The organism is Litoreibacter roseus, from assembly GCF_009811795.1.
In the GTDB taxonomy this organism is placed as follows: Bacteria; Pseudomonadota; Alphaproteobacteria; order Rhodobacterales; family Rhodobacteraceae; genus Litoreibacter; species Litoreibacter roseus.
Genome location: NZ_BLJE01000002.1, coordinates 1,192,518 through 1,219,142 on the forward strand (window position 1 = coordinate 1,192,518; position 26,625 = coordinate 1,219,142).

The following is a 26,625-nucleotide window of genomic DNA, read 5'->3' on the forward strand; positions in this document are numbered from 1 at the left end:
TACTGGGTTGCCCGGGGGATCTCTGCGCAGCGAGACCGATGGCTGTGAGATCAACCTATCTGCAAAGGAACGCGATCGGATCGCGGTTGTGCGCGGGGTTAGGTACCGCCATGGCTGATCGCTGCCTCTTGTGATCCCCGTGGGTTTGTCCAAGACTGCAGTCGGACACCACGCGCAGGGGTAGGGCATCAGGAATGGGACTTCGGTTTTTCGCTAACACATCGCGTCCCGTCCACCTTGGACCTTACCCACTGGAAAAGTTGAAGCGCATTGCAGGGCAGCCGGGTATAGCTGCGCCACCGCTGCGCGATCTCAGCTTCCACCGGCCCGAACACCCCGAGAGCATCGTCAACGCGATGGGCGAATTTCAGGCTATGCTCGATGCCATCCGGGACGGGCTGGTCAACCCGGCCGTGTCCGACATGACCGACGACCCTACCGAGCGTGCGAACCATCTGAAGGCCTTCGGATACTTCTCCGACGCCACGATGGTGGGGGTTGGACCGCTGTTGCCGGACGCCATGCTGCCGCAACCCCGGCGCAACCCTGATATCGACCGGCTGGCCGAGGCCCTGAAGACCCGCCAGACCAAAACCCTTGCCGCCGGCATTGACGTGATCATGGCCGACCTGAAGGACTCGATGGAGGCCGCGCCGCGCGGCATCGACGGACACACCCACGCCATCGTCTTTCTCTATGAACACCATCGCGACCCCCGCAAGGGTGAGCCGGGCAGCGACTGGATCCTCGATGCGCAGCACCACCGGGCCTGCTTGCGCGGAGCCGAAACCGCCGTGGTCATCGCCAACTACATCCGTCTTCTGGGCTATGACGCCCGCGCGCACACTGGCACCTCGACCGATGTGAACCTGAACGCGCTGGCCGCCGCCGCGGGCCTTGCCACCGTCGAAAACGGCACGCTTCTGGCCCCATGGGTCGGACCGCGCTTCGGGTTGGCGGCGATAACCACCACGCTTGATCTGGCCCACGATGGCGCTCTTGCACCGCTGGACCAGCAACCATGGTCGCACATGAAAGGTCCCGCGTGGTGGCTGGGTGCGGCCTCTGCCAAGAACGCCTTCAACCGCGACCCTTACGCCAATCGCGACTATGTGCTGGGCGCGCACCCGTTCGAGACGCTCAAGCGTGTCGACACGCCGACCACCTATATCGATGCGCCAAACGTTGCCCGCGTGCCCAAGCGCGCCGACATGTTCGCCCGCGCTCAGTTCGGCGACATGGGCAAGACCCTTCAAGACAATGCCAAGGGCGGCTACTACGCCCGCAAAGCCGCCCCCAGCTTTGCCCAACGTCGCGCTCTTGGGGCATTCGTCTTGCTGCAGGACGGTGCCTCAACCGACGTCCCGAAGCCCACGGACGCCCAACGCAACGGCGCGAACCTGAAGGCGGCCAGCTACTTTCTGGGCGTTGACGCCGTGGGCCTGTCCTCCTGCCCCGATTGGACGTGGTATTCCCATGACGCCACGGGCACGCCCATCGACCCGCCCCATGATCAGGCCGTCAGCATGATCGTCGATCAAGGCTACGAGACGATGGAGGGTGCCTCGGGCGATGACTGGATCAGCGTCGCCCAATCCATGCGCGCCTATCTGCGTTTTTCGCTTCTGGGCGGTGTCATCGGCCAGCAGATCCGCAATCTTGGCTACAAGGCGAAGGCGCACACCGTCATGGATGGCGAGGTCCTGCAACCGCCCTTGCTGCTCCTCAGCGGGCTGGGCGAGGTCAGCCGCATCGGCGAGGTCATCCTGAACCCTTATCTTGGTCCCCGCCTGAAATCCGGGGTCGTCACGACCGACATGCCTATGGACCACGACAAGCCCATCGATTTTGGCCTGCAGCGCTTCTGCGAGAGCTGCAACAAATGTGCGCGCGAATGTCCCTCGGGAGCGATAACAGCCGGGCCGAAACTGATGTTCAACGGCTACGAAATCTGGAAATCCGACAGCCAGAAATGCGCCACATACCGGATCACCACGGAGGGTGGCGCCATGTGCGGGCGCTGCATGAAGACCTGTCCGTGGAACCTGGAGGGGCTCTTTGCGGAAAAGCCGTTTCGCTGGGCTGCGATGAACATCCCCGCGGCGGCGCCTGTGCTGGCCAAACTGGATGACGCTGCAGGGCGGGGCGGTCTGAACCCCGCCAAAAAATGGTGGTGGGATTTGGAACTGCAGCTCGATGGGGCCTATCGGCAGACCGACAAGCCCACCAACCAGCGCGACCTGCAAAGGGATCTGGACCTGAAATACGAGGATCAGACGCTGGCGGTCTACCCCGCGCCCCTTGCGCCGCATCCGTGGCCTTACCCGTTCCCGATGGATCGCGAGGCGGGCATCGCCGCCTATCAGCAGATGATAACGGCAGAGGTCTATCAGGCCCGTGCCGCGCGGGGCGAAACGGACATGATCCACAACTACGCGGTCCCGGGCGACGCCCCTGTTATCGCGGTCGAGGTCACCAAGGCCGAACGCATGACCGATGACGTCACCAAATTCGAGTTTCGCCTGCCAGATGGCGGCGATTTGCCCCCATGGACCGCAGGTGCGCATCTGGACATCGTCGTGGCACCCGAGTTCCTGCGCCAGTATTCTATGTCCGGCGATCCGGCAGACCGCTCCGTCTATCAGATCGGCGTGCTGCGCGAGGATCACGGGCGCGGCGGATCCAAACTGCTACACCGCATTTTCAACGAGGGCAGGCGGGTTTTCATCTCGAAACCCATCAACCATTTCGAACTGGTCGAAGATGCCCCCCTCAGCCTTTTGATGGGCGGCGGCATCGGCGTGACGCCGATGGTTGCCTTTGCCCACCGGCTGCACGCTTTGGGTAAACCCTTCGCGCTGCACTATTCGGTCAAATCCCGGCAAACCGCCGGGTATCTGACAGACCTCGAAGCCGTGCCATGGGCCGATCACGTCCATCTGCATGTCAGCGACGAGGATACCCGCGCCGATCTGGACGACATCCTTGGTCAGGCGCCCCAAGGTGCCCACGTCTACACCTGCGGCCCGGACCGCTACATGGATGCCGTCATGTCAGCCGCCGAACGGCAGAGCATCCCCGACGATGCCCGGCATCTTGAGTATTTCTCGGTCCCCGAACTGCCAGAATACGAGAACCACGATTTCACCTTGAAGCTCGCCCGCTCGGGCAAGACGCTTCATATTCCGGCGGACAAGGTGGCGACGGACGTGCTGGTTGAGAACGGGATTTCCATCGACGTGAAATGCTCGGACGGGATATGCGGCGTCTGCAAATGCGGGCTGGTCGCAGGCGAGGTCGAGCACCGGGATTTCGTCCTGTCCAAAGCACAGCGCGAAACGGCGGTGATCTTGTGTCAGTCCCGCGCGGCCGAACCGGGCGGCGTGGTGGAGGTCGACCTCTAGGGCGCGTTGCCCCACGTATCAGCGAAGATGAGATCATTGATGTCAGTCCGCGTGGCCCAGCCCCGCGCCTGTAATTCAGGTTCCGCGTGCAGCTCCGCCACATGGCCGATACACAGATAGGCCACAGGCACCACATGATCTGGCAGCTTCAGGATCGCCCGCAGATCCGCATCATTAAAGATACTGACCCAACCCACACCGATCCCCTCGGCCCGCGCGGCCAGCCAAAGGTTCTGCACCGCGCAGACCGTCGAATAGAGGTCAGTGTCCCTGTTATGGGTCCGCCCCAAAACGACAGGCCCGCCCCGGTCCCGGTCGCAGGTAATGCACAGATTAATTGGCGCTTCCGTGATCCCCTCCAGCTTGATGTCCGAATAAAGCGCGCGCCGTGCGTCGGGGAACTGCGCTGCAGCCTCTTCATTCGCACCGGTGAACGCGGCCTTGATCTGGCCCCGAACGCCGGGATCAGTGATCACAAGGAAATTCCAGGGCTGCATGAACCCTACCGAGGGCGCATGGTGCGCGGCCATCAAAAGCCGGTCGAAGATGTCAGGGGCGATTGGGTCCGGCAAGAACTGACTGCGAACATCCCGCCGCGTGGTGATCGCGCGATACACCGCGTCCCGATCCGCGTTGGAAAAAGGCCCTACTGGAACAAGAGATGTTTCATCTGTCATATCACTGCTCGGCCACCGTTCTCTGAGACCACCCTGCCCAAGATCGCGCAGAACATTCAACCCGCGAACGGTCCGACGGAAGTCCGATAAAAGTCCGAAGCTTTTCCGAAAGCCAGATACGATGAGTGATGACCAGAGCAGGAGGGGGTATGAGATGGTGCCCAGGGGTAGAATTGAACTACCGACACGAGGATTTTCAATCCACTGCTCTACCACTGAGCTACCCGGGCACCGGGGTTCGGCTTTTGCGAACCAGCGCGTTTTAGGACAGGCGCCGGGGGCTGTCCAGACCGGAAATTCGAAAAAATCGAGCGGCTGGCTTCAGTGCAGTTTCTTTGCTTCTTCTTCAAGCGCTTCGGCGAGTTCTTCTGTCTCGTCAGGGTCTTGGCTTGGAACCGCGTATTTGTCAGTCATCCATTTGCCAAGGTCAATGTCAGCGCACCGGCGGGAGCAAAACGGGCGGTATTTTTCGACGGGATCTTTTGAACAAATCGGGCAGCTCATGACACAAGACCTTTTGGCAGGGGCAAGCGTTCGCGTTTTCTCTGTAGTTCAAAATGGGAAAGGGGTGTCCAGCCTACAAGGGCCGTTTCCACTGGATCGGCCTTGAAAGCCGCCCGCAGGGTCTGCTCGAACTGCCGTCGGTCCTTCTTAGCCATCGGCGCCAGATCCAGCGTGATTTGCCCACCCAGCCCACGCAAGCGCAACTGGCGCGGTAGGGCACGGGCGCAGGCCAGGTTTGCCTTCAGGCCCGCCGCCGGGGAAAAATCGCCGCCAGTGTTCACGTCCACGGCGATCAGCGCCCGGGTTGGCTCAAGAAACAGTGAGCCGTCCTTGAGATCAACTTGAATGCTATCAAGGGCTGGCAAGGCATCAAGAACACCGTGATCTTCGAAACCGTGAACGGTTTCGGCTGTGGGCCAGTCCCGCCATGCCAGTTCATGGGGATCAGGTGCATCCACAAGAAGCTCGGGCTCGCGGTCTTTATCCGCCAAAACAGCATCGGCCAGATCAAGCAGTTGAGCGGTCTCTTCCGCGATGTCTTCGTCGTCGTGGTCGACCGCAGCGGAGCGGACAATGAGACCGTGGGCGGCGCTCTCGATGCGGCTCATGTGTACCGCATCCATTAGTCGGACCCGTGCCTCTTCATCTTTGATTTGGCGAGAGATATTTACGCCGGACGCACCGGGCGTAACGATCACGCTGCGGCCTTTGAAAATCAGCCTGTCTGTGACCGGAACAGCCTTTTGCGGCTCTGCATAGCTTGTGACCTGAACAAGCATGGCTTGGCCAGCAGCCAAGCCCTTGGCGTTGCGAAACAGGGCTGTTTGACCGTCGGGCAGCCGCAAAATCATCCCGCCCTGACCCTTAAGCGGCCGGTCCGCGATCGCACGATATATCGCACCGGGCGCGGGGGGCGCATCATCCGCTGGCGCGATCAGAAAATCATCGAGAACGCCGTCTTTCAGGAACGCAGCGGCTTTCCGGCCTGCAATTTCGTCCAGAACGATCAACGGGCCCTTCATTAGGACCAGACCGGAATGCCAGCGGCGCGCAGCAGGGTACTTGTCTCAGCAACAGGCAGCCCAACAACGGCGGAAAAAGATCCTTGTATCCACGGGATGAACGCACCGGCGGGGCCTTGGATGGCATAGCCACCTGCCTTGCCTTGCCAGTCCTGTGTCGCAAGATAGCCGTTCACCTCCCCATCGGACAGTGACTTCATCCGAACGGAGGTCACAACATCCCGCTGCCACAATGTCTCGCCCCGTTTCACAGCAACAGCAGTGATGACCCGGTGCCTGCGGCCGGACAGGGCGTACAGAAACTCCGCCGCTTCGCCCTCGTTTTCAGGTTTTCCAAGGATGCGGCGCCCCAAGGCAACGGTCGTGTCCGCGCATAGCGCGACCTCATCTGCGGCCAGCTTCATCGCGTTCGCCTTCGCTAGGGCGATCCGACTGCAATAGGCGCGTGGCACTTCGCCCTTCACAGGTGTCTCGTCAATGTCGGGGGGTCTGATCTCGTCAGGTGTCAGCCCAAGCTGCGCCAGCAGTTCACGTCTGCGGGGTGACCCGGACCCAAGCACCAATCGAAGTGCCGGGTCCACGGGAAATGTCGTCACTTGAAGCGATAGTTGATCCGACCTTTTGTCAGATCATAGGGGGTCATCTCAACCTGCACCTTGTCGCCTGCCAGAACTCGGATGCGGTTCTTGCGCATCTTGCCTGCCGTGTGTGCGATGATCTCATGGCCGTTTTCCAGCTCGACCCGAAATGTCGCATTAGGCAGGAGTTCCTTCACGACGCCGGGGAATTCGAGCAGTTCTTCCTTGGCCATGTTTACTCCATATATAATTAACCCGTCTTGCGGGCCGTGGCACTAGATGCGCCGGGATAGGGGATAATTCAAGAGCAAAGGCCTGCATGGCGCTGTTAATCAACAGAATGGGACCCTGACGTTCCGTCTCGTTCCAACAATCAAACCAGGCTCTCCGGAATTGATGTCCCGTCTGCACCCGAATTATCCCGCATCTCGAAACAGTAGAATGACATAGCTTAACATGTCAGGCGGGTTGAAACCGGTCGTCACCACCCCGTCAGTCGCCGAAACGTTCCTTGATCCGCGTCCGGATCTGGTCGCGCGCCTGTCTGTAGGAGTTCAGCTTTTCTTCCCGACCTTCGCCTAAACCAGTTGGATCAAGAATGGGCCAGTATTCCACGTCAAGATGATAAAAACGGGTAAGTTCCAGTGCCATCCTCTGGCTTGCGGGGCTCAGGGCTATCACCAAGTCGAAACCGGACAAGTCATCGCCCCACTCCTGCATCTCCTCGAAGGATCGTGTGCGATGCCGTGACAATTCCACCCCGATCTCGTCGCAGACCGCTATGGAAAACCCGTCGATCTCCATGTCATTTCTTACACCCGCCGACTGAACATAGATATCAGTGCCATAATATTTCTTCATCAGTCCTTCTGCCATCGGCGAGCGAACGGCATTGTGGTCGCAGCAGAAAAGAACCGATGTGGGAGGGTCTGCTGACACGGGCGTCAGGCTCCGAAATGCAGCACGCAGATCAGCGTGAACAGCCTGCGGGATGTGTCGATGTCGATCTCCACCTTGCCGTCCAAACGTTCTTTGAGGATTCGAGCACCCTCATTGTGGATGCCACGACGCGCCATGTCGATGGCTTCGATCTGGCTTGGGGGCAGCTTCTTTACGGCGTCGAAATAGCTTTCACAGATCTGAAAGTAGTCTTTCACCACTTGGCGGAAGGGGCTGAGGGACAAATGAAACTCGGCGGCCGGGCTTGTCTGCTCTGTCTTGACGTCAAAGACGATCCGCCTGTCCCGAATGGCCAGAAACAGGTGGTAGGGACCCACGGCATCCGCTCTTGGCAGGACGAAAGAGTTATCTTCCAGAAGATCGAAAATCGCGACTTTGCGTTCCTGCTCGATCTCTGGCGTAGGCGTAGGCAGCCCAGCGTCGTCAATGGCGATATGCGTCAGGTGGCTCATGAGTTCAGCTTGTCCAACCGGGCACGAACGCTCAACCCATGCGCTTCCAGTCCCTCCGACTGGGCAAGACGTTCTGCGGCAGGTCCAATGGCGCGCAGGGCCTCCGGTGTCATTCGTGCAAGTGTCGTGCGTTTGATGAAATCCATGACAGACAATCCGGAGGAAAAACGGGCAGAGCGCGCCGTTGGCAACACATGGTTTGGTCCGCCGATGTAGTCGCCTATGGCCTCGGGCGTCCAAGCCCCGATAAAAATTGCACCGGCATGGTGTACCCGTGCTGCCAAACCTTCCGCATCTGCGCACGCGATTTCCAAGTGCTCAGGCGCGATCCGGTCGCTGAGCACCAAGGCTTCATCCATATCCTGTACAACGATCACAGCACCGAAATCCCGCCAGCTAGCCGATGCGATGCTGCGCCGATCCAACGTCTCAAGGTAACGTTCCACAGCCTTCGCCACCTCGTTCCCAAAGTCCTGATCATCGGTTATCAGAATGGATTGTGCGCTTTCATCATGCTCGGCCTGACTGAGCAGATCGACAGCAATCCAGTCGGGATCGTTGTCCTTGTCCGCGATAACCAGAATTTCCGACGGCCCTGCGATCATGTCGATGCCGACCTTGCCAAACACCCGACGCTTGGCCGCGGCAACATAAGCGTTTCCAGGACCCGTGATTTTGTCGACGGGCGAGATGGTCTCGGTCCCGTAAGCCATCGCAGCAATCGCTTGGGCACCACCAATCCGATAGACTGTGTCGATGCCCGAAAGGCGCGCGGCCAATAAAACCAGAGGGTTTGACACACCATCGGGGGTTGGTGCGCATATCACCAAGCGCTCCACCCCTGCCACCTGAGCAGGGATCGCGTTCATCAGAACGGATGACGGGTAGCTTGCCAGACCGCCGGGAACATAGAGCCCCGCTGCACCAACCGGCGTCCAGCGCCAGCCCAGTGTTGCACCGTAGGCGTCCTGCCACTGTGCATCCTCGGGCATCTGGCGGTCATGGTATGCGCGGATACGCTGCGCAGCCAGCTCAAGAGCGGCGCGATCGTCGTCGGATACTTTCGCAATTTCTGCGTCCATTTCTTCAGCCGAGAACGACAACGTCGCGGGCGTGAGGTCCAATCGGTCGAACCGTGATGTCAGTTCGATGACGGCCTGATCCCCCCTATCGCGCACATCCGCGATGATCTCGGCGACTGCATCGTCGACATCGGGGCTGTCTTCCCGCTTCATGGACAGAAGCGCTGTGAAGGCGGCTTCAAAGTCGGGGGATATGCTGTTTAAGAACTGCGCCATCGGCATCCCTTAGCGGCGCAGGCATCAAGGCTCAAGACGGCTACAGATATCTGTCACATTCCGTCGCAGGGATGTCGCTCTTTTTAGCGGTCCAGAAAGCGGACAAAGAAATGATCATCCTCGAAAACTCCGTCCTCCAACACGATCCGTGGATTTGTGCCGAACCTCTGAAATCCCATTTTTTCGTAGAACGAAATGGCGCGGGGATTGCTGGCGGCCGCCTGTAATTCAAGTTGCAATATACCTGAAGTGTTCGCGTGATCGACAAGCGCATCGATCATCATTTGCGCCCCACCTTGGCCCTGATGCGTGGGACGGACATAAAATGCCACGATTTCCGCACGGTGCTGAATGCGCGCGCCAGAGTGCCGGATAAAAACAGCCGATCCAACGAGATCATCCGAGTTGAACAGCCCGAGGGTGTTTCCTTCGGCTAAGCGTGCTCGTAGTGCCTCATCGGGTTCCGCCATGAAATCATCGTAGGTCGTCAGGAATGCCTTTGGATATAAACGCAAGGCCTCGCCACGCAGATCACGCCACTGCGCCAGATCATCCGGCCCAAGCCAGCGGATCATTCCGGGTGCTCTGGTGCTTTTCCGGAGGGTGCCACATAGGGCCGGGTCACGTCCTGAAGCGTGACGTTCACACATTCCACATCCAGCGCGATGGCTCCGTCTCCTGCGAGGGTCAGTACAAGCTGGCCAACGCCATCTTCTCGCGCTTCCCACCCGATAGACAGGAGCGAAAACACAGTTTCCGGATCGTCGCGCTGAATTCCTTGGGAACTGACACCGGCCACGTCCTCGAACATCAGGATTGAGCGAACCCGTTCATAGGCGCGTCTGCGTTGGGCAGCGCGCGACTGATCTTCCCACCGGAAGCGGTTTAACAGCAGGACAAAGCGGCGTTTGGATGGCTCGTATTTCATTTCCGACGCAGGGAGGACGGCATCCTGCACCAACGCAGAAATCACCTGCAGATCCTCGGTATCTGCCGCAATCAGCTTCAGCGGGCGGTCATCCCCGTCTTCAAACTTTGCGTCTTCGGTCATTCAGGCACCCGCTCAATATGCGCCCCGCAGGCGCTTAGTTTTTCTTCGACGCGCTCATAACCACGGTCCAGGTGATAGACGCGGCTGACGACTGTTTCACCCTCCGCTGCCATCCCGGCAAGTATCAGCGAAACCGACGCGCGCAGATCGGTCGCCATGACCGGCGCGCCCTTCAGGTGATCGACCCCTTTAACCGTCGCGGTGCCGCCGTGAACCTCGATATCCGCACCCATACGGATAAGCTCTGGCGCATGCATGAACCTGTTTTCAAATATCTTTTCTTCGAGAACCGATGTTCCCTCCGCCGTGCAAAGCAGCGCCATCATTTGGGCCTGCAGGTCGGTGGGAAAGCCCGGGAAAGGCTCTGTTTCTACGTTAACCGCCGTGACGCGATTGTTGGTGCGTTTGACTTTCAGCCCAGTGGGCGTTTCTTCGATCGACACGCCAGCTTCTTCCAGCTTGTCGCAGAATGCTCCGACCAGCGCGCGGGTGCCGCCGAGACATTCGACCTCTCCACCCGTGATGACCGGAGCCAGCATGTAGGTCCCCAACTCGATCCGGTCTGTGACAACGGGATGGGTCGCCCCATGCAGCCGATCAACGCCTTGGATCGTAATGGTCGACGTTCCATGTCCTTCGATCTGCGCGCCCATCTTGATCAGGCATTCAGCAAGATCAACGATCTCTGGTTCGCGTGCGGCGTTCTTTAGAACAGTTGTTCCCTTCGCCAGCGTTGCAGCCATCAAGGCGTTTTCCGTAGCGCCGACGGATACGAACGGAAATTCGAACGTGGTACCCTTCAGCCCACCCCGCGCTTCCGCATGGACGTAGCCTTCCTTCAACTCGAGGGAGGCACCCATTGCCTCAAGCGCCTTGAGGTGCAGATCGACAGGCCGCGCCCCGATGGCGCACCCGCCCGGAAGTGACACCGTCGCATGACCGTCGCGGGCCAGCATCGGGCCCAGCACAAGGATGGAGGCCCGCATTTTTCGCACGATGTCATATTCGGCGGTGTGGTTGTGGATATCATGGCTCGACATGGCCAGAACCTGACCGTCCTGAAGCGACGAGACCTCGGCGCCCAAGGACTGAAGCAGGGTTGTCATAGTCTGGATGTCAGAAAGGCGCGGCGCGTTTGTCAGGGTCAGCGGTTCTTCGGACAGCAGCGTCGCCGGCATCAGCGTCAGGCAAGCGTTCTTGGCCCCTGCAATTGGAATTTGGCCGTTCAGAGCCCCGTTGCCCCGCACAATGATTTTATCCATGCCTTACTGCCCCTCGTTTTCTGACGATGTATTATTTGCCTCTGCCGCTTGGCGCGCGCGTGTTTGTGCCTTGCGTCGACCCATATTTGCCTTCAGCGCAGCCTTCAACCGATCTTCCCGGGAGGACGCGGTTTTCTTCCGCGTGGCTGGCGTTTGCGGCTCTTGTTTTTTGGTCATGTCCCCTCTTATCGCAGGGGCGCAATCCGGTCCAGATAGGGCTTGCGTCAGAACCGCTTTGATCGTATCCACCCGCCCACGCGAAGACGCGGATGCTGTGGTAGCTCAGTGGTAGAGCACACCCTTGGTAAGGGTGAGGTCGAGAGTTCAATCCTCTCTCACAGCACCATCTCACATTTTTCGTTATTAATTCCGCCTAAGACCTTGAAAGGTAAGGTTGTTTCGACAGTTCCATACACGCCTTCGTGGGAATAGGTCAGCGGCTTGGAAAAAACCAGCCTGAGCACCGTTTGACGAACGGCGTAGCTGCCATTTTTGTATATTTCCCAAGGCCTTGAGAGAACCTTGAGGGAGAGTTCAATACATTCTTCGAACCTCGCCTCATTCGGAAGGGGGGCACCGGCCTTTTCCGCGAGGCGGATCTTCTCTCTTTCCAGCTTTTCGATCCGGCTTTCGTAGGCTGAGATCACGCTATCGCTTCTGGCCTCAACGATACGATCCAGCAGATCTTCGATCTTACCGTTCACGGCTTTGAGTTCTACGCGCCACCTATCTTGCTCTGCATGCGTTTGTTCAAGACGCTTATCCCAAGCATCTTTGAACATGGCCTTGATTAGCCCGAACAACTGTGTTGTCGGCTGAAGACTTTTCAGGACGTCTTCGAACGCATCCTCTAGTTTCGCACGGGGCACAGATTTGCTCTGCAAGGAGCACCCGCGCGTCACACACCGGTAGTAAGCGTAGTGACGACGACAGCCCTTAGACCACGCACCTGTCATGGCTTTGCCGCACGAACTGCAGAGAACGTGGCCACGCAGTGGAAAATCAGGGTTGTAGTCCTTCCTGGCCGCAGGCCGGGCACCGGCGTCAAGATTGTGGAGAATACGTTCATGCGTTGCAAAACTGATCAGCGCCTCATGATGGCCACGCCGCAGCGGAACATCCCAAAGCTTGGCTTGCACATAGCCTGCATAGAGAGGGTTGCGCAGGATCTTCGTGATCTTCCACGCTCTGATCTTGCCATTGGGGAGGTCTTTTGGGAATTTCGCGCAGCTCTCAAGGTACCGCTGGACCTCCGCCTGGGACCGAAACCGACCGTCGGCATAACCGTTCAGTGCTTCCCGAAGGTATTCCGCAATGGGCTCATCCGGCACGAGGAATTTGCCGTGGACACGGTCCGTGGCGTATTTGAGACCCACAGGCGCATGGAAGACCCAATAACCTTTCTCAACCCGTGCGATCATCTTCTGTTTGACCTGCCGCCGGTTCTGCTCCCGCTCCAGTTCACCCTGAGCGGCGATCACGGTTTCTATGAACTTCCCTTCAGCAGAATTCTCAAAATTGAAGTTGAGGCACTCGATGGTCGCTCCGCGTTCCGCGAACTCTCGGCGGAGCTTGAAATGGAACTCCGTGTCCCGCGCCATCCGCTTGAGGTCATCGAATACGATTGTGTAGGGCTTCCCCTTCTGGGCGTCGAGATAGGCGAGCATTGCCCGCATGCCCGGACGGTTCATGAAGTCACCCCCGCCTGACGCGTCGTCAGGAAAGACCATTTCTACATGGTAGCCCTTGTTCTCCGCATATTGTCGGCACCTGTGCTCTTGGCTTTCCAAGCCCGAACCTTGAGTTTTTTGCTGGGTCGTGGAAACCCTGCAATAGATCAGAGCAGTCGTTTCCGTTTCGGTTTGCATGCGTTGTAGGACCATAGGGTATCTCTTTCTCGCACCGGCCTCAGGGAGCCGGAACGTCTGTTTTTTCTTCATCTTTGTGTTGATCCGATTGTACCTCAGTCGAGTCGGAATTTCCGTCGCGATCAAGAGAATTCTCTACTTTTCCACAAGCAGCCTGCTGCGCGGGATGGACCTCAAACCCGAGTTCGACGAAGCCGGAGACGATGGTCCAAAGAGCCTTCAAAACCTCCGCCCGCTCGGACGCAGTCAGGGATGCGTCCTCTAAATACGCATCGTACCGTTTCGTATCAATTTCGATGCTGCGAAAAGATCTGCGTTGAACGATCTTCTCTACGGCATCAGTGCCTTCGGTAACTTCATCCATGGCGCAAAACCTCCTTTCCGATACAGACCATCTGCATCGACTGAACAGCTTCGCCGTTTGGCAAATAGGCGATGAGATCAGTTCTTCTGATCTTCATGCGCAACCACCAAGGGCTGCATCTTCGCCTTATCTACAATTGTAGCACGCAATCGCGCTCAAAGCCAAATTCAGCGTGGCTTTGCGGTCCGATTGCGGACCCAAACGACCTTTCATCTTTCTCTGTCAAAACTTGTTCTTGCGTGCCCAAAGAGACGCGCAAAGCTGTGCTGGACCTCCAAATCTTGTTGAGCCGCCGTCAGTCCATTGCGCAGATCGGCGATGCGGCGGTCTTGCTCCGCGCTGCGCTCAGCAGCTAGGTTTTGAGCACTTCGTGGTGGTGTCAGAGCGTGGTCAGCTTCTGGTGCCTGTCGGTCTCTCAGACGCTGCAGCAGTTCGGCTTGGGATTTGATCGCTGGTGGCTCAGCCCCCAGCCGCCGAAACTCGCTCACCGGTCCCGATCACTTCGTTGCCGCCGTGGCTTGTCGTCCTTGCGGTTTTCCTCAAGGCGTTCACGGGGTGTGCGAAGGACAATGCGGTTGTCTATTGGCAAAGCTTTTAGGTCAATCGTATGCCCTTGCTGGTCTTTGTGTTCGAATGATGCACCGATTTTGGTGAAGTAAGACTTGTCGTCCTTACCTTCGGTAACGGTGAAGGCATCAAAGCTCGGCAGTTTGGGATCTTTATCGCTCATCTGTTGCTCCTGATTTTGGGGCGATAGCCCTCGATGTATGACCACGTACCGAAAGCATACTGCGGCAGGTGGGCGAACTCGGGGGGAACGGCCTCGGTGATCACGCGTGCTGATCGCTTGAACACATTTCCAGCAACTGGAATCCGATCCAGAGGCGGATGGAACGGATTTGGCAGGTAGGACCCAGCATAGCCGCACCGCTGGTAATATGGAATTTTTTGAGCATAGATCGGACGTAAGTTCTTACCCGAAATGAACAGGATCTGCCGATCTTCAGGCATGGCAAGTATTTCGTCTGGGCTCATCAAGGCCCGCTGCTGCTTCGTGCGGTGTGTCTCTCCGAAGCGGTGGGATCGCAAATCGTTGAGAGTAGAAAACGCATCCTCCCCGTTTAAGAACGCCATGGCGGCTTTCGTCTTCAGCCTTCGTGCGACTTCCTGGCGCAAGGTGTCGTCAAATTCCAGAGTTTCGTTGCCGAGCATCTCGGAAATCATCTGTGCGGTTTGATAATCTCGAACGCCGAAGAATTGACGCATCGCCGACGAACCGATGAAGCTCTGCAATGCAGGTTGGCCGAAATTACGGACAATCTGCCCAACGTCCTGATAAAGCGCCCATGCCTGGACACCTGCACCTCTTCCAAATGTAAACGCACGAAGAAGGGCATCAAAATGTCCTAGCTGCCCAGCCTCATCAACAACCATCGTGATGCGCGGCGCGGATGGTGCGCGGGACTTGTACAAGAGCTGCACGGTGAACATAACCCGCAGCAAAGGGCCCCACACGGATACATATTCGATTGGAACCACGATGAAGACCGATGCTGGCAGCTTTGGATCGCAGATATCTTCGAACGAGAAGTCTGGGGTCTCGAGCGCTGTTTGGAGTACAGCGTCGTCAAGGAAACTCATGTGGGCATATAGTTCACCTACAATGCCGCCAAATTCCCGTTCGCTGTCCTGTTGCTTTGCCAACATCTCCCCGGCGGTGCGGCGTGCGCCTTCAAAGCGAGAACTCAGCATAAATTCGAGGAGATCTGCCCATGCTTGAGGGTTCCCTTCGATTGTGCTGATCGCCCGCCACAGGCTGGGGAAGGAAACCGATCCGTCTCGCTCCACAAGGGCCTTCATGATGTTCTCGCACCATTCACACGCGCGCAACTCAAAATACCGCCCGTTTGAAGACTGATTTACCGGTATCAGACTTTGAGCGATAAATTTGCAATCTGCGTGGAACGTCGCCGTATCGAGGCGCAGTATATCCAGAGGCTGGACCCGATGCTTGGCGAGCGCATGCATCCCGGTCGGGTTCCAAGTCCAAACCGGAACAGCTGCAGCCGCGAAGGCCGGAAGTGTCACGCTTGAAATCTCACCGCGCGGATCAAGAACAAACCTGCGTTGAGTGGGGTTGGACAAAATCGTTCCCGCGAGAAGATCGCGCATTTTACCTGATCCTGCGCCCGCTATCGTTAAGAGCGGTGCGTCAGTTTGAAGGCAGAGATCTTGCCGTTCAAAAGAACCGATGCGATGCCCCAGTCCGTTCAGCATTTCAGCGGCTCTAAGCTCGAAGCCCGTACTCCAAGATGCTGATCCGAACCGCTGGTCCTCGTGGTCAAAGTGCATGAAGCCTCCCTTTATTGCAGGTCTTCAAAGAGGCAGCACGGCGCGCTCAAGCTTTGTGTCGTCGAATGGCTCGCTCATCGCGACCGCCACGTTTCAGAAAAGCTCTGCCGGGAAAACCTCTGGGTTCATGAGCACTCTAGCGGAGACATATGGCCTGCTTGGGGGGAAGCTGCGGTGAGCATCTGTGACACGTTTGCTCTCCCCGCTTCACTGCAGGGCGTGCGGAGGGTCAGCCAGGTTTGGCCTTCTTGACCCACTCGTTCACAGGGTCTGCGGCGCGCAACCGATCTTCGAGGAAATCGACAGGATCGCCGCCCAACGGCTCTCATGCTGCCCGGGGTTATCCAGAACCAGGCGAACGGCACGCTCGCGCACTTCGGGGGAATACTTGTTCGTCGTCTTGCTCACGATGTTCCATCCTACTCAGGAGTTGGAGCCTCCGGCAAACCCGGTGCGGTTCACCTGATCTTGTTCGTAGCAAAAGAAGCAGCGATTGCATTGACAGCATGAGTGACTGAAGGCAAGTCTTACGCTAAGGTGTATATAGTGATTGTTGGATAAGTTGTGATCAAGTTTGTAGTTGCCTTTAACAAGTGGCTGAATGCCCAAAATGGTTGGTTTAGAGCGGTACTCATTCCTTTCGTCTTGGGATCACTCAGTTTGCTCATCTTACTTTTTTGGAGAGACTTGGGGGCAATTTCTGGCGGCCTATTGCTAGCTACATATTTTATTGTGCTATTTTTTTCTTTTCTTGTGAACTTTGAGAACACAAAGTTTGTTGAAACCATTTATATAGAGAGGAAAATAGCCAGCAATAGAACAACGAATGTTGATGAGTTTGTTCAGGAAAAAATTCGGCGCATGTCTTTGGCCTTATCACAGAAAGACGAGCTATCAAACTTAAAGCTATCGAAAAAGATTAGGTCAGCAATTGAGTTACGTAAGACGGTAAATACACTCAATAGAGTTCTCTTTAGGCACCTAGACTTCTATCTTAGCGAGAGACTAGGGTCAGAGCGTGGTAATCTTTACCTATCACTACTTTGCCAAAATAATCAGTGCTTCGAACTACTTGGATCGCCTCAACACAGTCCTGCATCTAAGCGACACACAGGTGCATCAGATTCAATAAAAGTCTCTGATATGAGGGCGATGATCTCTCAGCTACATGCAGATACTGGTTTAAAGTATTCGGGTGCGTCTGACACTTTCAAGGCAGCCGAAGCAGGAAAATTCTATTTCTTTCATCCATCCCAAAAAGAAACTCTTAAATCGATCTTTATATATAAGATTACAAGCGAATTGCATGATTTACCAATGGGCTACTGGTGTTTGGAGTCTGATCGAGTTGGTGACTTACCATCTCCCGCCAACATAGCTGAGGATTCATCACTGGTCGAAATATTCTCTAGCTTTTCATCTCGTATTCAATTAGAATTTCTTTATAATGATGCATTATGTATTGCAGATAATATTTTTTTTAAAGGAAATAGCAATGAGTAATTTTGATGAAGCCATCTCTACTGATAGTACCGAGAGTGTTTCAAAGGCTGCCGACAGGGCGTTTGCGGCCAAGGATGAGAAAATCAGAGAAGCAATAGCAGCCGAAATGCGCCGGGATATTCATTCTGTGTTGCGCGGTCCTCTTAAGTTTTTGCGTCCGTTATTTTGAACTAGTAGTGACCTGCTTGAAGCGAGATCGTGAGGAAATTAGTTGTCGGCTGATCGATGTGCAGCGAATGAAAGTCCGGCCTATCAAAATCTACCCATCCAACTTCGCCTATGGTGATCGCTGCCGGTTAGCGTATCTACGTGCATGACAAAAGAGGGCGCAGCATTGCGCCCTCTTTTCTAATTGGTCAGTTGCTTACTTATAGGCGCTGTGGTTGTAGTCCTTGGTGGTTCGAACTTTTACGCCGACGATGACGAGAACAAGCGCGCCCAATCCGAACCAAAAACCGACATACGGGTCTCCCGCTGAGAAGTTGGCCCAACAGATGACGCCGGACAGAAGGCCCATGCCGATCAGGCAAGACTGCAACCGCTGTTTCTTGGGGTCTTTGATTTTCCCTGGAACATGAGGCATGTGAGTATCCTTTCAGAAGATTGGGGTTTTGGAGAGAATGAGGACAAAGCCCATCACGAGCGTGGAACTCCATCCGAAGCGGGCCACAGAGATCGACATCCAACAAATCAGGCCAAACGAGGCCAGCACCAGCAATTCGCCGAGATCGTAGCCCCATTGTGGCAAGAAAATCTTCCGGCCCAGCCACTGGCTGAAGATCCAAAGCTGTGGCGAGACCATGAGTGTGGTGAGAATTCCCGCCGCCAATGCGAAACCATTAATCGCATCGTTGCGCTTGCTCGGCCCATTTCCGTGATCGGACATACATCATCTCCCTTGCGGTTCTGCGAAGACGAGTCGTCTTCTGTGGAGAGGCTAGCCGACCTAATCACCGCTCCCGGGGGAAACGGCGATCTGGATCAGTTTGCGGCAGATAAACATAGCTCACTTTGAAACCGGTTTTCGTTCGCGACATCCAATTGCCAGGTGAAGGTGCGGATAGGGTATTTTGCCCTCAACAAGGTCGCGAGAATACGGGCACGTTCCCATGCTGCTTCCCGCACAAAGGGCTTCGCACCTTCGGCACAGGGCGTGTTGCAGAAGTCTCGGTACCACTCCGCGTGAGGTGGCTCGGAGCCTTCGAGCCCCTCTTCGTATTCCAATGCGTCGGTTTTGAGTTCGACGACCTCGTCTCTGCCATCGACAAAGACGCCTTTATAGTCTCGCAGGATGTCGGCCAGATGATCTGGCCAAGCCCGGCGGGGTATGTTTTCGTGGTATGCCATCCAGCGGACGCTACAAATAAATTCCGGGTTGGAGAGCTCAGCGTCCGTAGCAATCCGTGTCCGAATACGACTACAGTAGCCCAGTAAATTACAGAGCTCGCATTTCAATTCCGTCATGTTTCATCCTTCCAGATACGCTTGTTTTCCAAGGTCGCCTGAAGGATCAGCGCTGATCTTCCATGTGCCGCGCCCGGTGTTTCTTCATAAGAATCACGTGCTCGACACCATTTATATTTTCATGAAATCAGTAGCTTGGCGTGTATCAACTTGTTCCAGTCGGTTGCAACTTGTTCCAAAGAGGGCCGTTTGAATGAGTGAAAACAAGGAAGATCGTAGCGAGGGGGTACTACTCGGCGCTTACATCGAAAAGCGAATCGAAGAGTTCGGATTAAGCCAAGGACAACTTGCAAAACGAACTGGGATCAGCCGAAGCACAATTTCCCGCTATTGCCGGGGCGAAACGACGACACCCGAAGCGGACCAAAAGATCCGAATTCTCAAATTTCTCGATGGGTCCGAAGACTACATGAAGGGTTTTCGGGCATTCTGTCGCGAAGAATCCGGGGAGGACGTCGGGGACGACGCCACAGAAAAAAGCGACGCTCCGGAACACGGCGCGCAGCATTCGGAAACGCCGATCAAACCGGCGCGACCCCATCGACTTTGGCCTCTCTATTCCGCAGTGGCTCTGATTGCCCTGTGGGTGGTGGTCCAGTTTGGTGTCGAAGCGTATTGGTTATGGCATTCCGCCGCGGAAGAGACCGCATATCAGGAAGACGCCGTTCAACTGCAAGAGTTTGCGCAAGAGCTGGCAACACCCGCTGATCGAAGCCCCACTCAGAACGCAGAACACGATTTCACAAAGGAAGATTTGGCAAGCCATCTATCCATGTGGTGGAGCGGCGGACTGCTTACCTTCCGGTTTGACGTGCCCGCAGAAGTGCCATTACGGGCGCACATTTCGCTCAGGGTTGGGCAGAACGAACCCAAGATAGCCAGCGGTGTCCAGCAATACGTACCGGGAGACGTCGTACGTGTCTCCTTGGAAGATAGAGACAACAACATATTGGCTGGGCCGTTTGATATAACCGCCGAGGTGGAGATTGCTGTACAAGAGGCGATTTCGTTCGCGCTCGTGGACCGCAGGGAGCCAATCTTATGTGCAGCTGGAGGCTGCGAGATCCGCATCGGAGACCTGTGTGAAGGCAATTGGGCCAGCTTGAAACTCGGACGAGAAAAGGGCCTTTCGGAATTTACGCGAGACCTGTCGAGCTGCTCTGCAGAGACCTCATCAAGGAGGGAATGTTTTGCCGCGCCAGCTCGCTTTTTTCCAATCGGACCTGGTGAACAGATATTTGGGGTCCTTGAGCACAAAAGTGGCGCATCGTTCGCCTTTGAGACCGCCGCGCAAGATCTCCGCCTGGATAGTTCCCGGGCCGCAAGATCGTTCACCCAATTGCAACCTACAGACCCGTCTGCGGATATTCCCTATGCGCTTGCGTGGTATGAACCACCCAGTGTGACGACGCGGCGCCCCTTTCGGGTAGAGCTCACAGCGGGCGATTGTTTGGGGAACGGGGCATCACTAAATCGCAATTTCAAGAACATCTATTTTGATGTGGACGGCAAAGGGAACGTTCAAGGCCAATTGGACAATTTTCTAATCCCCGAGCCCGCGCGTGAGACCGTCGAGATCCTACTCACGGGCTTGGACGGTGAAGTTTACGGACCCTACATCTACAGGTTCGACGCAGCGGCTGTCATTGAGGCCGCGATCAAGAATGCTGAAAAGCCGGATAGTATCTCCTGCGGCAAGGAGGTTGCGTATCGTCTCGAGCTGGAAAATATCACTCACGCCTGCGACGTTCAGAAAGACCATCGGACATTGTTGTCATGGGGGCATGTAGACGAAGTGAGGCTCGGACCCTCTTTGGAGCAAATGGGCCAAGTCTTCCAAATCAATCTCGACCCCGCAACCATTATTGATCTATCCCAATATCGAGACCTGCATCCGTTCGATCCGCTGTTCAGTTTCCCGGTGCCTAACGACTGGCCTGAGGTTTTCTTCGAGATCCTGTATCGTGACGGCACGACATCGGTCACGCAGCGCATAAAACTGCCGCTCTAGAGCACGCGCATCAAAGGTCAGATGACGGAAACCGAAAATCGGATCGAAGCGCAGGTTCGGGGGCGCTTCCCAATAGCCTCTTGCAATACTTTCTGAGCGCGTTGGAAACCTCGTTGGCGGGCTGCGTGCAAACACCGCCTATGATTGTTGCAGCTGCTTCGGTCGGATCGCCGTTCATATCCAGGGGAAGGGTGAGTATTGATGAGTCGTCGTGGTGCTCGTCGCCATCTAAAGTCCAGTTTACGTCTTCGACTTCGACCAAACCTCTTGAGCTTATCTCTACGAATAAGATCTGCCCGGTCGCCATATCTTCCTTTTCTCGTTGAACACGAATCTTAAACGTCCGAGACCCGAACAGTCCATCCCATTCATCTGATTCATTTGCCAGATGGGCGCCTTCGGGCGCGGACAGAAGCTCGTCGAAAACAATTCCAAGCTGTTCCGCGACGGCTTCGACAAATTGAACGTTTCTGGAAAATGCCAAAAATGGCTCACTCGTATTCACTATACTATCCTAGCAAAAATCGAGAAAATTTCCAAATTTTGATCTGGATTCATTGGCTTAGGCCGCTATCCGGGGCCTTCCGGGAAAGCGCCCTTCCTTCGCGGCTTCGGCCATGCCTGCCAGTGTGCGTTCCCGGATGATCTCCCGCTCCAACTGGGCAACCGCCCCGAGAATGTGAAATACGAACTCTCCCATTGCGGTCGACGTGTCGATTTTCTCGGTTACGCTTTCGAAGAACGCTCCCTTTGCCTGTAGATCGGCGTTCAGATCGATTAGGTGGCGCAGGGATCGCCCCAAACGATCCAGACGCCAGACAATCAGCGTGTCGCCGGATTGTAGCGCTGCCAGAGCCTGATCCAGCGCCGGACGGCAAGACAGCGCGCCGGAAACCCCTGCGTCTTCGTAGATATGGTCGCACCCGGCGGCTTCTAGCGCCGAGATCTGCAATGCAAGATTTTGCTCTGCGGTGCTCACCCGCGCATAGCCAATTTTACGAGTCCCAACGTCTCGTATCGTGTTTTCCGTCATCGGACCGTCCTTTCGAAAGTCTGTTGTATATGACTTCGACCCCCGGCAACCGCGCCAGCGCTCTGCAACACACCCTCTCAAGATAGAAAACGACCCTTTTTCGGATTTGGCTCTTCGGCCTGTTTCCCGGATCTTTTTTGCCCGTTAAATGCACCGTATTTCAGTGCCTTAACTTCTAAAACGAAACGTACCACAAAATTCATGCCCCTTGCAAGAAAAAGGGTCCTTTTTCAACGCGTTATCAACAGGTTATAGAAACCTAACGCCTTGCCCGCAAACGAAGAAGGAGCAAGGCGCATGGCGCTTGAACCACTCAAAAATACATTCGCAGGACGCGCCTTTGGGGCGGGTTTGGCTGGCCTTGTGGCACTTATGCCCGTGGCGGCGACGGCGCAGGATGCTCATAGCGCGGCTGCTACTGGCTATGATTGTGGATTAATGAACGATGAGCTCTGCGAGTTCTCTCGACAGGCAAATGCGGCGCGCCAGTATGCGGCGAAAAATCAGAGTGTTGCGGTCCTTTTCCATATTGGTGACGATGTGCTCACGCGCGAGGATACTGAGGCGTTGATGGGGCGCGTGCAAACACACTTCGAGCAACAGTTTGCGGGTTTGGGAATTGAGGCGGCGACTTTTCCATCAAAGAATCCGGGGACAGCGGCAACTGGTCTGACTTTCCACTACGGCCACCTTGTGTTCCAGGGCACCGAAGGGCAAATAAACCTCAATCTCCAAGAGGGTATGGATGCCATCCCACAAGTTGCAGCGCAGCTTGATATCTTGCGCCAAACCCAACGGGCTAGCCTTGATGCGCCAGCTCCGTCGGATGGCAGTTAAGAGAACATGTTCAACGCTGTGTTATTCGCAGCAACATCGGCAGTCGTGCCTAAATCAACTTCTCGCCCTAGTTCGCGATCATCTTCCAGCGCAACATAAAGTGCTTGATCATCACTTTCAGCAGCCGCAGCGGCGGCAAATTCAACTTTCAGCCCGCCATCCATAACACCTTCGGCACGGAGCTTGGCCTCAGCTTGCGGCACAGTCATTCCGGATGCCCGCGCCGCTTCGATTTGCGGCATAACAGAGCCCAATATGCGTTGATACTCGTACTCACCTTGGAAAAAGTTTCCTATCGCGCTGTCTGCGTACTCGGGCAGCAGTTTCCCTTCATCATCTGTGATGGCTTCAAGGACGTCCTTACCAACGCGCTTAATGTATTCAGCATCTGTTTCGCTGGGTAGCTTTGCCGCTACCTCCGGCCCAAGAATATCTCCCGCCCACTGTTCAAGAGACATACCCGTTTCTTCTTCTAATCGGCGGCTAAAATCTAGGGCTTCCTCATCGCTCATCCCTTCAAAATACTTTCCAGCTATAAAACTACCAACCCCACCTTCGGCAAGTAGAAGCACGTAGAAAGCGCTATCTGCCGCGCGGCGGTCTTCGCGTTCCGACTGTGCGATTTTCCCACCTCTAGCGTCAGCGACACGCTCAGCGATCCCGCCGCGAATGCCGTCTTTGCTGCCAGAAATCACGCCATGATGTGTATCGAGCGCTTGCGCTTTATTCTGTGCTGTTTGGATTTTTGCGTAGTCATTCAACGCCGCCGGGTTGTGCCCGTCTAAAGTTGGGTCGGTGAGAGAGGTCGCGTTATCGAGAAAAAGGGATACAGGACCGAGTTGCCCTATATCACTCATATTTTCCCTGAACAGCTCGATTGCCGCTTCGTTTTTCATTTTCCTTCTTCGGCCACATACGCCCGAAGTCCCTATGTCGTTTTGGTTTGGACACCCTCGATTGCCGTTCGTTTGTCCATTTGACGCATGGGTTTTGGTTCTCTAAATCGGAACACATTTGCATGCGTCTGAAGAAAGACTACAGAAGTATGTTTAATAATTATGAAAAATTGCGTTGCATTTTATTCAAATGCTCTGGGAAATTTACTGATCGTTAAGAATTGCGGTCTGGCAGCTCCGCGTACCGTTCGAGGAGATAGTTCCAATGGGCACGTTCAGCAGACCGAAGCTTTCCCCAATACCATCCCATCGCAGTTGTCGCTCGGAAGCCCGTAGGTGAGTCTGTGAGGCTCTTGAGCAAGTTTCTGGGGCTGACTAATGTGCGTCTGACTTCGCGATGCAGAAGATTGTAGCGCTGCTCTGTGATTTCAACGTATTCAATCCCTCCGACAAATTTGCGAATCTTATTCTTTAAAGGTTGGCGTGCGCGCGGCGGTTCTATCGTGTCCAAAGACAAATCTGGCGTAGTCGAAGAATTTGCCTGGTCCAGCGTTCGGTTGGACATTTCTTGAAAGAACGTCCACGCTTCGCGGGATATCGACTTGTTCCGCCCGCTCAAGATATGCGCTATTTTCACAGGAGTTAGATCAGGTGACGCCTTTCTCAGATAGTTTGATGGAGCCACAGCATGTATCTTTGCCAGCTTTGATCGCATCGCGTTTGTGATGCGAACTCGCGACTTCGCACCATTGATCGGCTTGTTTGGGCCACCTGCGCCATCTGGCAGAGCCCTATAGGCCTGCAGAACAAACTCCAAATGCTCTCTTTGCGCCGTTCTGGTTCGCCCACTAATCCAGCCATCGATTATCGCACCACTCAATCGTTCGGGAACGGATTGCGTAGATTTGAGCAAGGTGATCGAGCCAGATTGAGTCCTGTGCTTTTCCGCGCGCAACTGCGATTTCAGTTCTATCGTCAGCATGATGCGCCCCTCATTGTTCTTTGTGCTTTTCATAGGAGCCAGTGTAGCAATTTGCGCTCATGGGACGGGCGCACAGAATGTGAAAATGAAAACTACCCACAGGTGACATTATACTGATTGCTGCGCTGCAACTTTTTCTACGTGGTTTTACGTTATCTCTCTTCCGCAAGATGTGCGGGGTAGTACCCCGCATCTTGGCAAGGGAGCCCGCTGCGCGCTCCCGTTGCATCCCTCCGGCCATGGCTCTTCCAGGGTCTTGAACCCATCCAGAGCCAGCAGACCGTATCGCCGGTCAATCACTCGCAGGAGACTTCGCTCTCCCTGCGCCCATCGATCCTTTCAGGAAGATCAGGGGCTATCGCGCCCCCTTGAAACCCACTCGCAAGGAGACTTCGCTCTCCCTGCACCCATCGACTTGGCAGGCGTTCCTGCCCCCAAGACCCCTGACCACTTCATGGAGCCGATTTCATCGAGAGAAAAGGCCATCGTCGCGCCCTTGTGTAATCCCGAACAACACCGGGGCTTTTCCATCACCATCCGCCGGCGCAAAATCATCTGCTAGTCTATTGCCTGTGTATGCCAATAACCGGCACCGTGGATCACTTTGGTATCTTCGCATTGCCGATGCCTTCGTGAAAGCATGAGTAAGTAAAACAATACCTTGGTTTTCCTACCGACCGCCGCTGAAGCATTTTATCAACTTTTGTAATGATCGCGCAAAGAGTAGGGCGACAATAGTCATCAAATACGTACATTGTCGCGAAATAAAGATCAAAAACCGGCGGTCATTAAATTACTTAGACTAACTAAGCCAAAAATGCTTCGAAACCATTTGCCTTCAAATTTCAAATCCTAGAAGGATAAATTCAAGAACTAGTGGGCGCATGGCAGCGTTCGGAAGCAAATATGTGTCAGAACAAGCTGGGTCCGGTATTCCTTACCTTTAATGTGCTTTGGAAAGAGTTAAAGTCTCGCGAGAACAAGGACATAGGCAGCTAAATGCTAACTTTTAAGGTGGTTTCTAATTTATCAGATTTGCTGAAGCTTGACGCAATTACTAGCGAAGCCCTTAGCGAGAGTAGGTTCAGGTATTTCGATTTTGCGCCCGAAAAATTTGAGAAGATGGCGCGAGAAATTTCTAAAGATTCCAAGCGAAATGGTGTACTGGTTTGCTATTCTGGCTCCACAGCTGTGGGATTTGTATTCTGTAATATTAGCGAACTCGCAATCGCTAGGGGTGCGTTAATCACAACGGTCACTATGTTTTTTGTACCTCAGAAATATCGGGACACACTTCTTGGCGGAAAGATATCTAACGGCTTACTTAGCGGTTTGGAGAATTGGACTAGAACGCGGGGCGGCCTAGAAATACTTTTTCATGCAAATTTCGGATCTGTTTCTGAGCGTGTTCATCGCTTTGTTAAAAGACGCGGCTTTGAAACGGTTGGCGGCACCTATGCAAAGACACTTGGAGCCAAGACGGAAGGTGAGCAAAAAAGGATAAAACTATGAATAGCGCAACCTTTATGCTGGAATTGGTACGTAAGTATTTCAGCATTTGCATTCTATGGTCGGCTATACTCTCTTTTAATATTTGGATGTCCGCGGGCGCTAGTGCAGAAGAGAATATTTCAATAGGAAAAAAAATTGTCCCAGGATTTAAGGTCGAAGATGAAGTTTCACAGGAATACATATATTCTGTTCTAACAACATATCAAATTCTCAATTCGAAATTAATATCTGAAGTTTATGGCCGTGTCGACGGCGGGCGGTTCAACTTTATATTCACGTCTGGTAGGGATTTTATAAAAGATCAAAGAGTATCTCGAGATGCCGTTGCAATACTGACGTCCGAAGCTCAGGAAAAAATCTTAAACCTTCCCACAAATACCGATGAATGCTATATTCAGACGTTCAATTTTTCAAATGCTGATCGGCTTTTCTTGGGAGTTCATAACGAACCCGAAGACTCTCCGGAACGAGTCTTTCAGTGCTTTGCTGTTACCTTGTGGTACTTTACGTTTGAAAGCCTCGATGGCGTCGATGCTGCTGATTGGCGTAAATCGATCTCAGAAATTTTCTCCAGCCTAATCGAAAAGAGATAACG

The 26,625-nt window shown here is 55.0% G+C and carries 30 protein-coding genes, 2 tRNA genes and 1 pseudogene; 8 read left to right on the forward strand and 25 right to left on the reverse strand.

The window, feature by feature from the left end; all coding sequences use genetic code 11:
- The first annotated feature begins 194 nt into the window (after window positions 1-194).
- The gene (locus tag KIN_RS12895) at window positions 195-3,404 is read left to right on the forward strand and encodes a reductive dehalogenase (protein WP_159807537.1); all 3,210 of its coding nucleotides are present in this window, start codon (window positions 195-197) and stop codon (window positions 3,402-3,404) included.
- On the opposite strand, the gene bluB is transcribed toward KIN_RS12895, so the two are convergent.
- The 13 genes from bluB to KIN_RS22245 all read right to left on the reverse strand — a co-directional run bounded on the left by bluB (window position 3,401) and on the right by KIN_RS22245 (window position 11,385).
- Window positions 3,401-4,081 carry a 5,6-dimethylbenzimidazole synthase gene (bluB, locus tag KIN_RS12900; protein WP_159807539.1) on the reverse strand — a complete coding sequence of 227 codons (681 nt, stop codon included), beginning with the start codon at window positions 4,079-4,081 and terminating at the stop codon, window positions 3,401-3,403. The genes KIN_RS12895 and bluB overlap by 4 nt on opposite strands.
- A 155-nt stretch (window positions 4,082-4,236) precedes the next feature.
- Window positions 4,237-4,311 (reverse strand) — tRNA-Phe (locus KIN_RS12905).
- Window positions 4,312-4,402: 91 nt separating this feature from the next.
- Window positions 4,403-4,585, reverse strand: coding sequence for a DNA gyrase inhibitor YacG (locus KIN_RS22690; RefSeq protein ID WP_159807541.1), 183 nt, complete (start codon window positions 4,583-4,585; stop codon window positions 4,403-4,405).
- Window positions 4,582-5,607: a ribonuclease E/G gene (locus KIN_RS12915; protein ID WP_159807543.1), complete on the reverse strand. Its 1,026-nt coding sequence runs from the start codon at window positions 5,605-5,607 to the stop codon at window positions 4,582-4,584. Before KIN_RS12915 ends, KIN_RS22690 begins: the two co-directional genes overlap by 4 nt.
- Window positions 5,607-6,188 carry a Maf family protein gene (locus KIN_RS12920; RefSeq protein WP_159807545.1) on the reverse strand — a complete coding sequence of 194 codons (582 nt, stop codon included), beginning with the start codon at window positions 6,186-6,188 and terminating at the stop codon, window positions 5,607-5,609. Before KIN_RS12920 ends, KIN_RS12915 begins: the two co-directional genes overlap by 1 nt.
- Before the next feature lie 11 nt (window positions 6,189-6,199).
- Window positions 6,200-6,418, reverse strand: a complete 219-nt coding sequence (gene infA, locus KIN_RS12925) for a translation initiation factor IF-1 (protein ID WP_007205486.1) — start codon at window positions 6,416-6,418, stop codon at window positions 6,200-6,202.
- Between the two features lie 259 nt (window positions 6,419-6,677).
- Window positions 6,678-7,124 carry an arsenate-mycothiol transferase ArsC gene (locus tag KIN_RS12930; protein WP_159807547.1) on the reverse strand — a complete coding sequence of 149 codons (447 nt, stop codon included), beginning with the start codon at window positions 7,122-7,124 and terminating at the stop codon, window positions 6,678-6,680.
- 5 nt (window positions 7,125-7,129) lie between these two features.
- Window positions 7,130-7,597, reverse strand: a complete 468-nt coding sequence (locus KIN_RS12935) for a UPF0262 family protein (RefSeq protein ID WP_159807549.1) — start codon at window positions 7,595-7,597, stop codon at window positions 7,130-7,132.
- Window positions 7,594-8,895, reverse strand: coding sequence for a histidinol dehydrogenase (gene hisD / locus KIN_RS12940; protein ID WP_159807551.1), 1,302 nt, complete (start codon window positions 8,893-8,895; stop codon window positions 7,594-7,596). The genes KIN_RS12935 and hisD overlap by 4 nt, the downstream gene beginning before the upstream one ends.
- A gap of 83 nt (window positions 8,896-8,978) precedes the next feature.
- On the reverse strand, window positions 8,979-9,470 hold the full coding sequence (locus tag KIN_RS12945; protein ID WP_159807553.1) for a GNAT family N-acetyltransferase: 492 nt from the start codon (window positions 9,468-9,470) through the stop codon (window positions 8,979-8,981).
- On the reverse strand, window positions 9,467-9,946 hold the full coding sequence (locus KIN_RS12950) for a DUF2948 family protein (protein ID WP_159807555.1): 480 nt from the start codon (window positions 9,944-9,946) through the stop codon (window positions 9,467-9,469). Before KIN_RS12950 ends, KIN_RS12945 begins: the two co-directional genes overlap by 4 nt.
- A complete protein-coding gene (gene murA / locus KIN_RS12955; RefSeq protein WP_159807557.1) occupies window positions 9,943-11,208 on the reverse strand; it encodes a UDP-N-acetylglucosamine 1-carboxyvinyltransferase in 1,266 nt (421 codons plus the stop codon). The genes KIN_RS12950 and murA overlap by 4 nt, the downstream gene beginning before the upstream one ends.
- Window positions 11,209-11,211: 3 nt before the next feature.
- Window positions 11,212-11,385: a hypothetical protein gene (locus KIN_RS22245; protein WP_174239119.1), complete on the reverse strand. Its 174-nt coding sequence runs from the start codon at window positions 11,383-11,385 to the stop codon at window positions 11,212-11,214.
- Window positions 11,386-11,479: 94 nt separating this feature from the next.
- Here KIN_RS22245 and KIN_RS12960 point away from each other — a divergent pair.
- A tRNA-Thr gene (locus tag KIN_RS12960) sits at window positions 11,480-11,554 on the forward strand.
- Here KIN_RS12960 and KIN_RS12965 read toward each other — a convergent pair.
- The 5 genes and pseudogenes from KIN_RS12965 to KIN_RS12985 form a co-directional block, all read right to left on the reverse strand.
- Window positions 11,544-13,091: a recombinase family protein gene (locus tag KIN_RS12965; protein ID WP_159807559.1), complete on the reverse strand. Its 1,548-nt coding sequence runs from the start codon at window positions 13,089-13,091 to the stop codon at window positions 11,544-11,546. The genes KIN_RS12960 and KIN_RS12965 overlap by 11 nt on opposite strands.
- Window positions 13,092-13,116: 25 nt before the next feature.
- On the reverse strand, window positions 13,117-13,440 hold the full coding sequence (locus KIN_RS12970) for a hypothetical protein (RefSeq protein ID WP_159807561.1): 324 nt from the start codon (window positions 13,438-13,440) through the stop codon (window positions 13,117-13,119).
- A gap of 484 nt (window positions 13,441-13,924) precedes the next feature.
- Window positions 13,925-14,170, reverse strand: coding sequence for a hypothetical protein (locus KIN_RS12975; protein WP_207710132.1), 246 nt, complete (start codon window positions 14,168-14,170; stop codon window positions 13,925-13,927).
- Window positions 14,167-15,792 (reverse strand): type IV secretory system conjugative DNA transfer family protein, encoded by a 1,626-nt coding sequence (locus tag KIN_RS12980; protein ID WP_159807563.1) that lies wholly within the window; start codon window positions 15,790-15,792, stop codon window positions 14,167-14,169. Before KIN_RS12980 ends, KIN_RS12975 begins: the two co-directional genes overlap by 4 nt.
- A 244-nt stretch (window positions 15,793-16,036) precedes the next feature.
- Window positions 16,037-16,200: pseudogene (locus KIN_RS12985) on the reverse strand (transposase); the annotation flags it as partial.
- A 156-nt stretch (window positions 16,201-16,356) separates the two neighbouring features.
- Here KIN_RS12985 and KIN_RS12990 point away from each other — a divergent pair.
- Both KIN_RS12990 and KIN_RS12995 read left to right on the forward strand, forming a co-directional pair.
- Window positions 16,357-17,295, forward strand: a complete 939-nt coding sequence (locus KIN_RS12990) for a hypothetical protein (RefSeq protein ID WP_159807565.1) — start codon at window positions 16,357-16,359, stop codon at window positions 17,293-17,295.
- The gene (locus KIN_RS12995; RefSeq protein WP_159807567.1) at window positions 17,288-17,464 is read left to right on the forward strand and encodes a hypothetical protein; all 177 of its coding nucleotides are present in this window, start codon (window positions 17,288-17,290) and stop codon (window positions 17,462-17,464) included. The genes KIN_RS12990 and KIN_RS12995 overlap by 8 nt, the downstream gene beginning before the upstream one ends.
- A gap of 195 nt (window positions 17,465-17,659) precedes the next feature.
- Here KIN_RS12995 and KIN_RS13000 read toward each other — a convergent pair whose 3' ends face one another.
- The 3 genes from KIN_RS13000 to KIN_RS13010 form a co-directional block, all read right to left on the reverse strand.
- Complete coding sequence (locus KIN_RS13000) at window positions 17,660-17,878, reverse strand: hypothetical protein (RefSeq protein WP_159807569.1); 219 nt, start codon at window positions 17,876-17,878, stop codon at window positions 17,660-17,662.
- A gap of 12 nt (window positions 17,879-17,890) precedes the next feature.
- A complete protein-coding gene (locus KIN_RS13005; protein ID WP_159807571.1) occupies window positions 17,891-18,181 on the reverse strand; it encodes a hypothetical protein in 291 nt (96 codons plus the stop codon).
- A 95-nt stretch (window positions 18,182-18,276) separates the two neighbouring features.
- Window positions 18,277-18,759, reverse strand: a complete 483-nt coding sequence (locus KIN_RS13010) for a hypothetical protein (RefSeq protein ID WP_159807573.1) — start codon at window positions 18,757-18,759, stop codon at window positions 18,277-18,279.
- Window positions 18,760-18,952: 193 nt separating this feature from the next.
- Here KIN_RS13010 and KIN_RS13015 point away from each other — a divergent pair, with 193 nt between their 5' ends.
- Window positions 18,953-20,770, forward strand: coding sequence for a helix-turn-helix domain-containing protein (locus tag KIN_RS13015; protein WP_159807575.1), 1,818 nt, complete (start codon window positions 18,953-18,955; stop codon window positions 20,768-20,770).
- A gap of 10 nt (window positions 20,771-20,780) precedes the next feature.
- Here KIN_RS13015 and KIN_RS13020 read toward each other — a convergent pair whose 3' ends face one another.
- The gene (locus tag KIN_RS13020) at window positions 20,781-21,275 is read right to left on the reverse strand and encodes a hypothetical protein (RefSeq protein ID WP_159807577.1); all 495 of its coding nucleotides are present in this window, start codon (window positions 21,273-21,275) and stop codon (window positions 20,781-20,783) included.
- A gap of 57 nt (window positions 21,276-21,332) precedes the next feature.
- Complete coding sequence (locus KIN_RS13025; RefSeq protein WP_159807579.1) at window positions 21,333-21,803, reverse strand: recombinase family protein; 471 nt, start codon at window positions 21,801-21,803, stop codon at window positions 21,333-21,335.
- 297 nt (window positions 21,804-22,100) lie between these two features.
- Here KIN_RS13025 and KIN_RS13030 point away from each other — a divergent pair, with 297 nt between their 5' ends.
- Window positions 22,101-22,640: a hypothetical protein gene (locus KIN_RS13030; RefSeq protein WP_159807581.1), complete on the forward strand. Its 540-nt coding sequence runs from the start codon at window positions 22,101-22,103 to the stop codon at window positions 22,638-22,640.
- Here KIN_RS13030 and KIN_RS13035 read toward each other — a convergent pair.
- Together KIN_RS13035 and KIN_RS13040 are read right to left on the reverse strand one after the other, a co-directional pair.
- A complete protein-coding gene (locus KIN_RS13035) occupies window positions 22,637-23,536 on the reverse strand; it encodes a hypothetical protein (protein WP_159807583.1) in 900 nt (299 codons plus the stop codon). The two genes, KIN_RS13030 and KIN_RS13035, sit on opposite strands and share 4 nt — an antisense overlap.
- A 214-nt stretch (window positions 23,537-23,750) precedes the next feature.
- Window positions 23,751-24,518 carry a hypothetical protein gene (locus tag KIN_RS13040; RefSeq protein WP_159807585.1) on the reverse strand — a complete coding sequence of 256 codons (768 nt, stop codon included), beginning with the start codon at window positions 24,516-24,518 and terminating at the stop codon, window positions 23,751-23,753.
- Between the two features lie 999 nt (window positions 24,519-25,517).
- Here KIN_RS13040 and KIN_RS13045 point away from each other — a divergent pair.
- Both KIN_RS13045 and KIN_RS13050 read left to right on the forward strand, forming a co-directional pair.
- Window positions 25,518-26,030, forward strand: coding sequence for a hypothetical protein (locus KIN_RS13045; protein WP_159807587.1), 513 nt, complete (start codon window positions 25,518-25,520; stop codon window positions 26,028-26,030).
- The gene (locus tag KIN_RS13050) at window positions 26,027-26,623 is read left to right on the forward strand and encodes a hypothetical protein (protein ID WP_159807589.1); all 597 of its coding nucleotides are present in this window, start codon (window positions 26,027-26,029) and stop codon (window positions 26,621-26,623) included. Before KIN_RS13045 ends, KIN_RS13050 begins: the two co-directional genes overlap by 4 nt.
- The last annotated feature ends 2 nt before the right edge of the window (window positions 26,624-26,625 follow it).

Excerpts from the sequence above, each read along its gene's own strand:
- KIN_RS12895 (WP_159807537.1), top strand. The coding sequence starts at position 195 with ATGGGACTTCGGTTTTTCGCTAACACATCGCGTCCCGTCCACCTTGGA.
- bluB (WP_159807539.1), bottom strand. The coding sequence starts at position 4,081 with ATGACAGATGAAACATCTCTTGTTCCAGTAGGGCCTTTTTCCAACGCG.
- KIN_RS22690 (WP_159807541.1), bottom strand. The coding sequence starts at position 4,585 with ATGAGCTGCCCGATTTGTTCAAAAGATCCCGTCGAAAAATACCGCCCG.
- KIN_RS12915 (WP_159807543.1), bottom strand. The coding sequence starts at position 5,607 with ATGAAGGGCCCGTTGATCGTTCTGGACGAAATTGCAGGCCGGAAAGCC.
- infA (WP_007205486.1), bottom strand. The coding sequence starts at position 6,418 with ATGGCCAAGGAAGAACTGCTCGAATTCCCCGGCGTCGTGAAGGAACTC.
- KIN_RS12935 (WP_159807549.1), bottom strand. The coding sequence starts at position 7,597 with ATGAGCCACCTGACGCATATCGCCATTGACGACGCTGGGCTGCCTACG.
- hisD (WP_159807551.1), bottom strand. The coding sequence starts at position 8,895 with ATGGCGCAGTTCTTAAACAGCATATCCCCCGACTTTGAAGCCGCCTTC.
- KIN_RS12945 (WP_159807553.1), bottom strand. The coding sequence starts at position 9,470 with ATGATCCGCTGGCTTGGGCCGGATGATCTGGCGCAGTGGCGTGATCTG.
- KIN_RS12950 (WP_159807555.1), bottom strand. The coding sequence starts at position 9,946 with ATGACCGAAGACGCAAAGTTTGAAGACGGGGATGACCGCCCGCTGAAG.
- murA (WP_159807557.1), bottom strand. The coding sequence starts at position 11,208 with ATGGATAAAATCATTGTGCGGGGCAACGGGGCTCTGAACGGCCAAATT.
- KIN_RS22245 (WP_174239119.1), bottom strand. The coding sequence starts at position 11,385 with ATGACCAAAAAACAAGAGCCGCAAACGCCAGCCACGCGGAAGAAAACC.
- KIN_RS12965 (WP_159807559.1), bottom strand. The coding sequence starts at position 13,091 with ATGGTCCTACAACGCATGCAAACCGAAACGGAAACGACTGCTCTGATC.
- KIN_RS12970 (WP_159807561.1), bottom strand. The coding sequence starts at position 13,440 with ATGGATGAAGTTACCGAAGGCACTGATGCCGTAGAGAAGATCGTTCAA.
- KIN_RS12975 (WP_207710132.1), bottom strand. The coding sequence starts at position 14,170 with ATGAGCGATAAAGATCCCAAACTGCCGAGCTTTGATGCCTTCACCGTT.
- KIN_RS12980 (WP_159807563.1), bottom strand. The coding sequence starts at position 15,792 with ATGCACTTTGACCACGAGGACCAGCGGTTCGGATCAGCATCTTGGAGT.
- KIN_RS12995 (WP_159807567.1), top strand. The coding sequence starts at position 17,288 with ATGAGTAATTTTGATGAAGCCATCTCTACTGATAGTACCGAGAGTGTT.
- KIN_RS13000 (WP_159807569.1), bottom strand. The coding sequence starts at position 17,878 with ATGCCTCATGTTCCAGGGAAAATCAAAGACCCCAAGAAACAGCGGTTG.
- KIN_RS13005 (WP_159807571.1), bottom strand. The coding sequence starts at position 18,181 with ATGTCCGATCACGGAAATGGGCCGAGCAAGCGCAACGATGCGATTAAT.
- KIN_RS13010 (WP_159807573.1), bottom strand. The coding sequence starts at position 18,759 with ATGACGGAATTGAAATGCGAGCTCTGTAATTTACTGGGCTACTGTAGT.
- KIN_RS13015 (WP_159807575.1), top strand. The coding sequence starts at position 18,953 with ATGAGTGAAAACAAGGAAGATCGTAGCGAGGGGGTACTACTCGGCGCT.
- KIN_RS13025 (WP_159807579.1), bottom strand. The coding sequence starts at position 21,803 with ATGACGGAAAACACGATACGAGACGTTGGGACTCGTAAAATTGGCTAT.
- KIN_RS13030 (WP_159807581.1), top strand. The coding sequence starts at position 22,101 with ATGGCGCTTGAACCACTCAAAAATACATTCGCAGGACGCGCCTTTGGG.
- KIN_RS13035 (WP_159807583.1), bottom strand. The coding sequence starts at position 23,536 with ATGAAAAACGAAGCGGCAATCGAGCTGTTCAGGGAAAATATGAGTGAT.
- KIN_RS13040 (WP_159807585.1), bottom strand. The coding sequence starts at position 24,518 with ATGCTGACGATAGAACTGAAATCGCAGTTGCGCGCGGAAAAGCACAGG.
- KIN_RS13045 (WP_159807587.1), top strand. The coding sequence starts at position 25,518 with ATGCTAACTTTTAAGGTGGTTTCTAATTTATCAGATTTGCTGAAGCTT.
- KIN_RS13050 (WP_159807589.1), top strand. The coding sequence starts at position 26,027 with ATGAATAGCGCAACCTTTATGCTGGAATTGGTACGTAAGTATTTCAGC.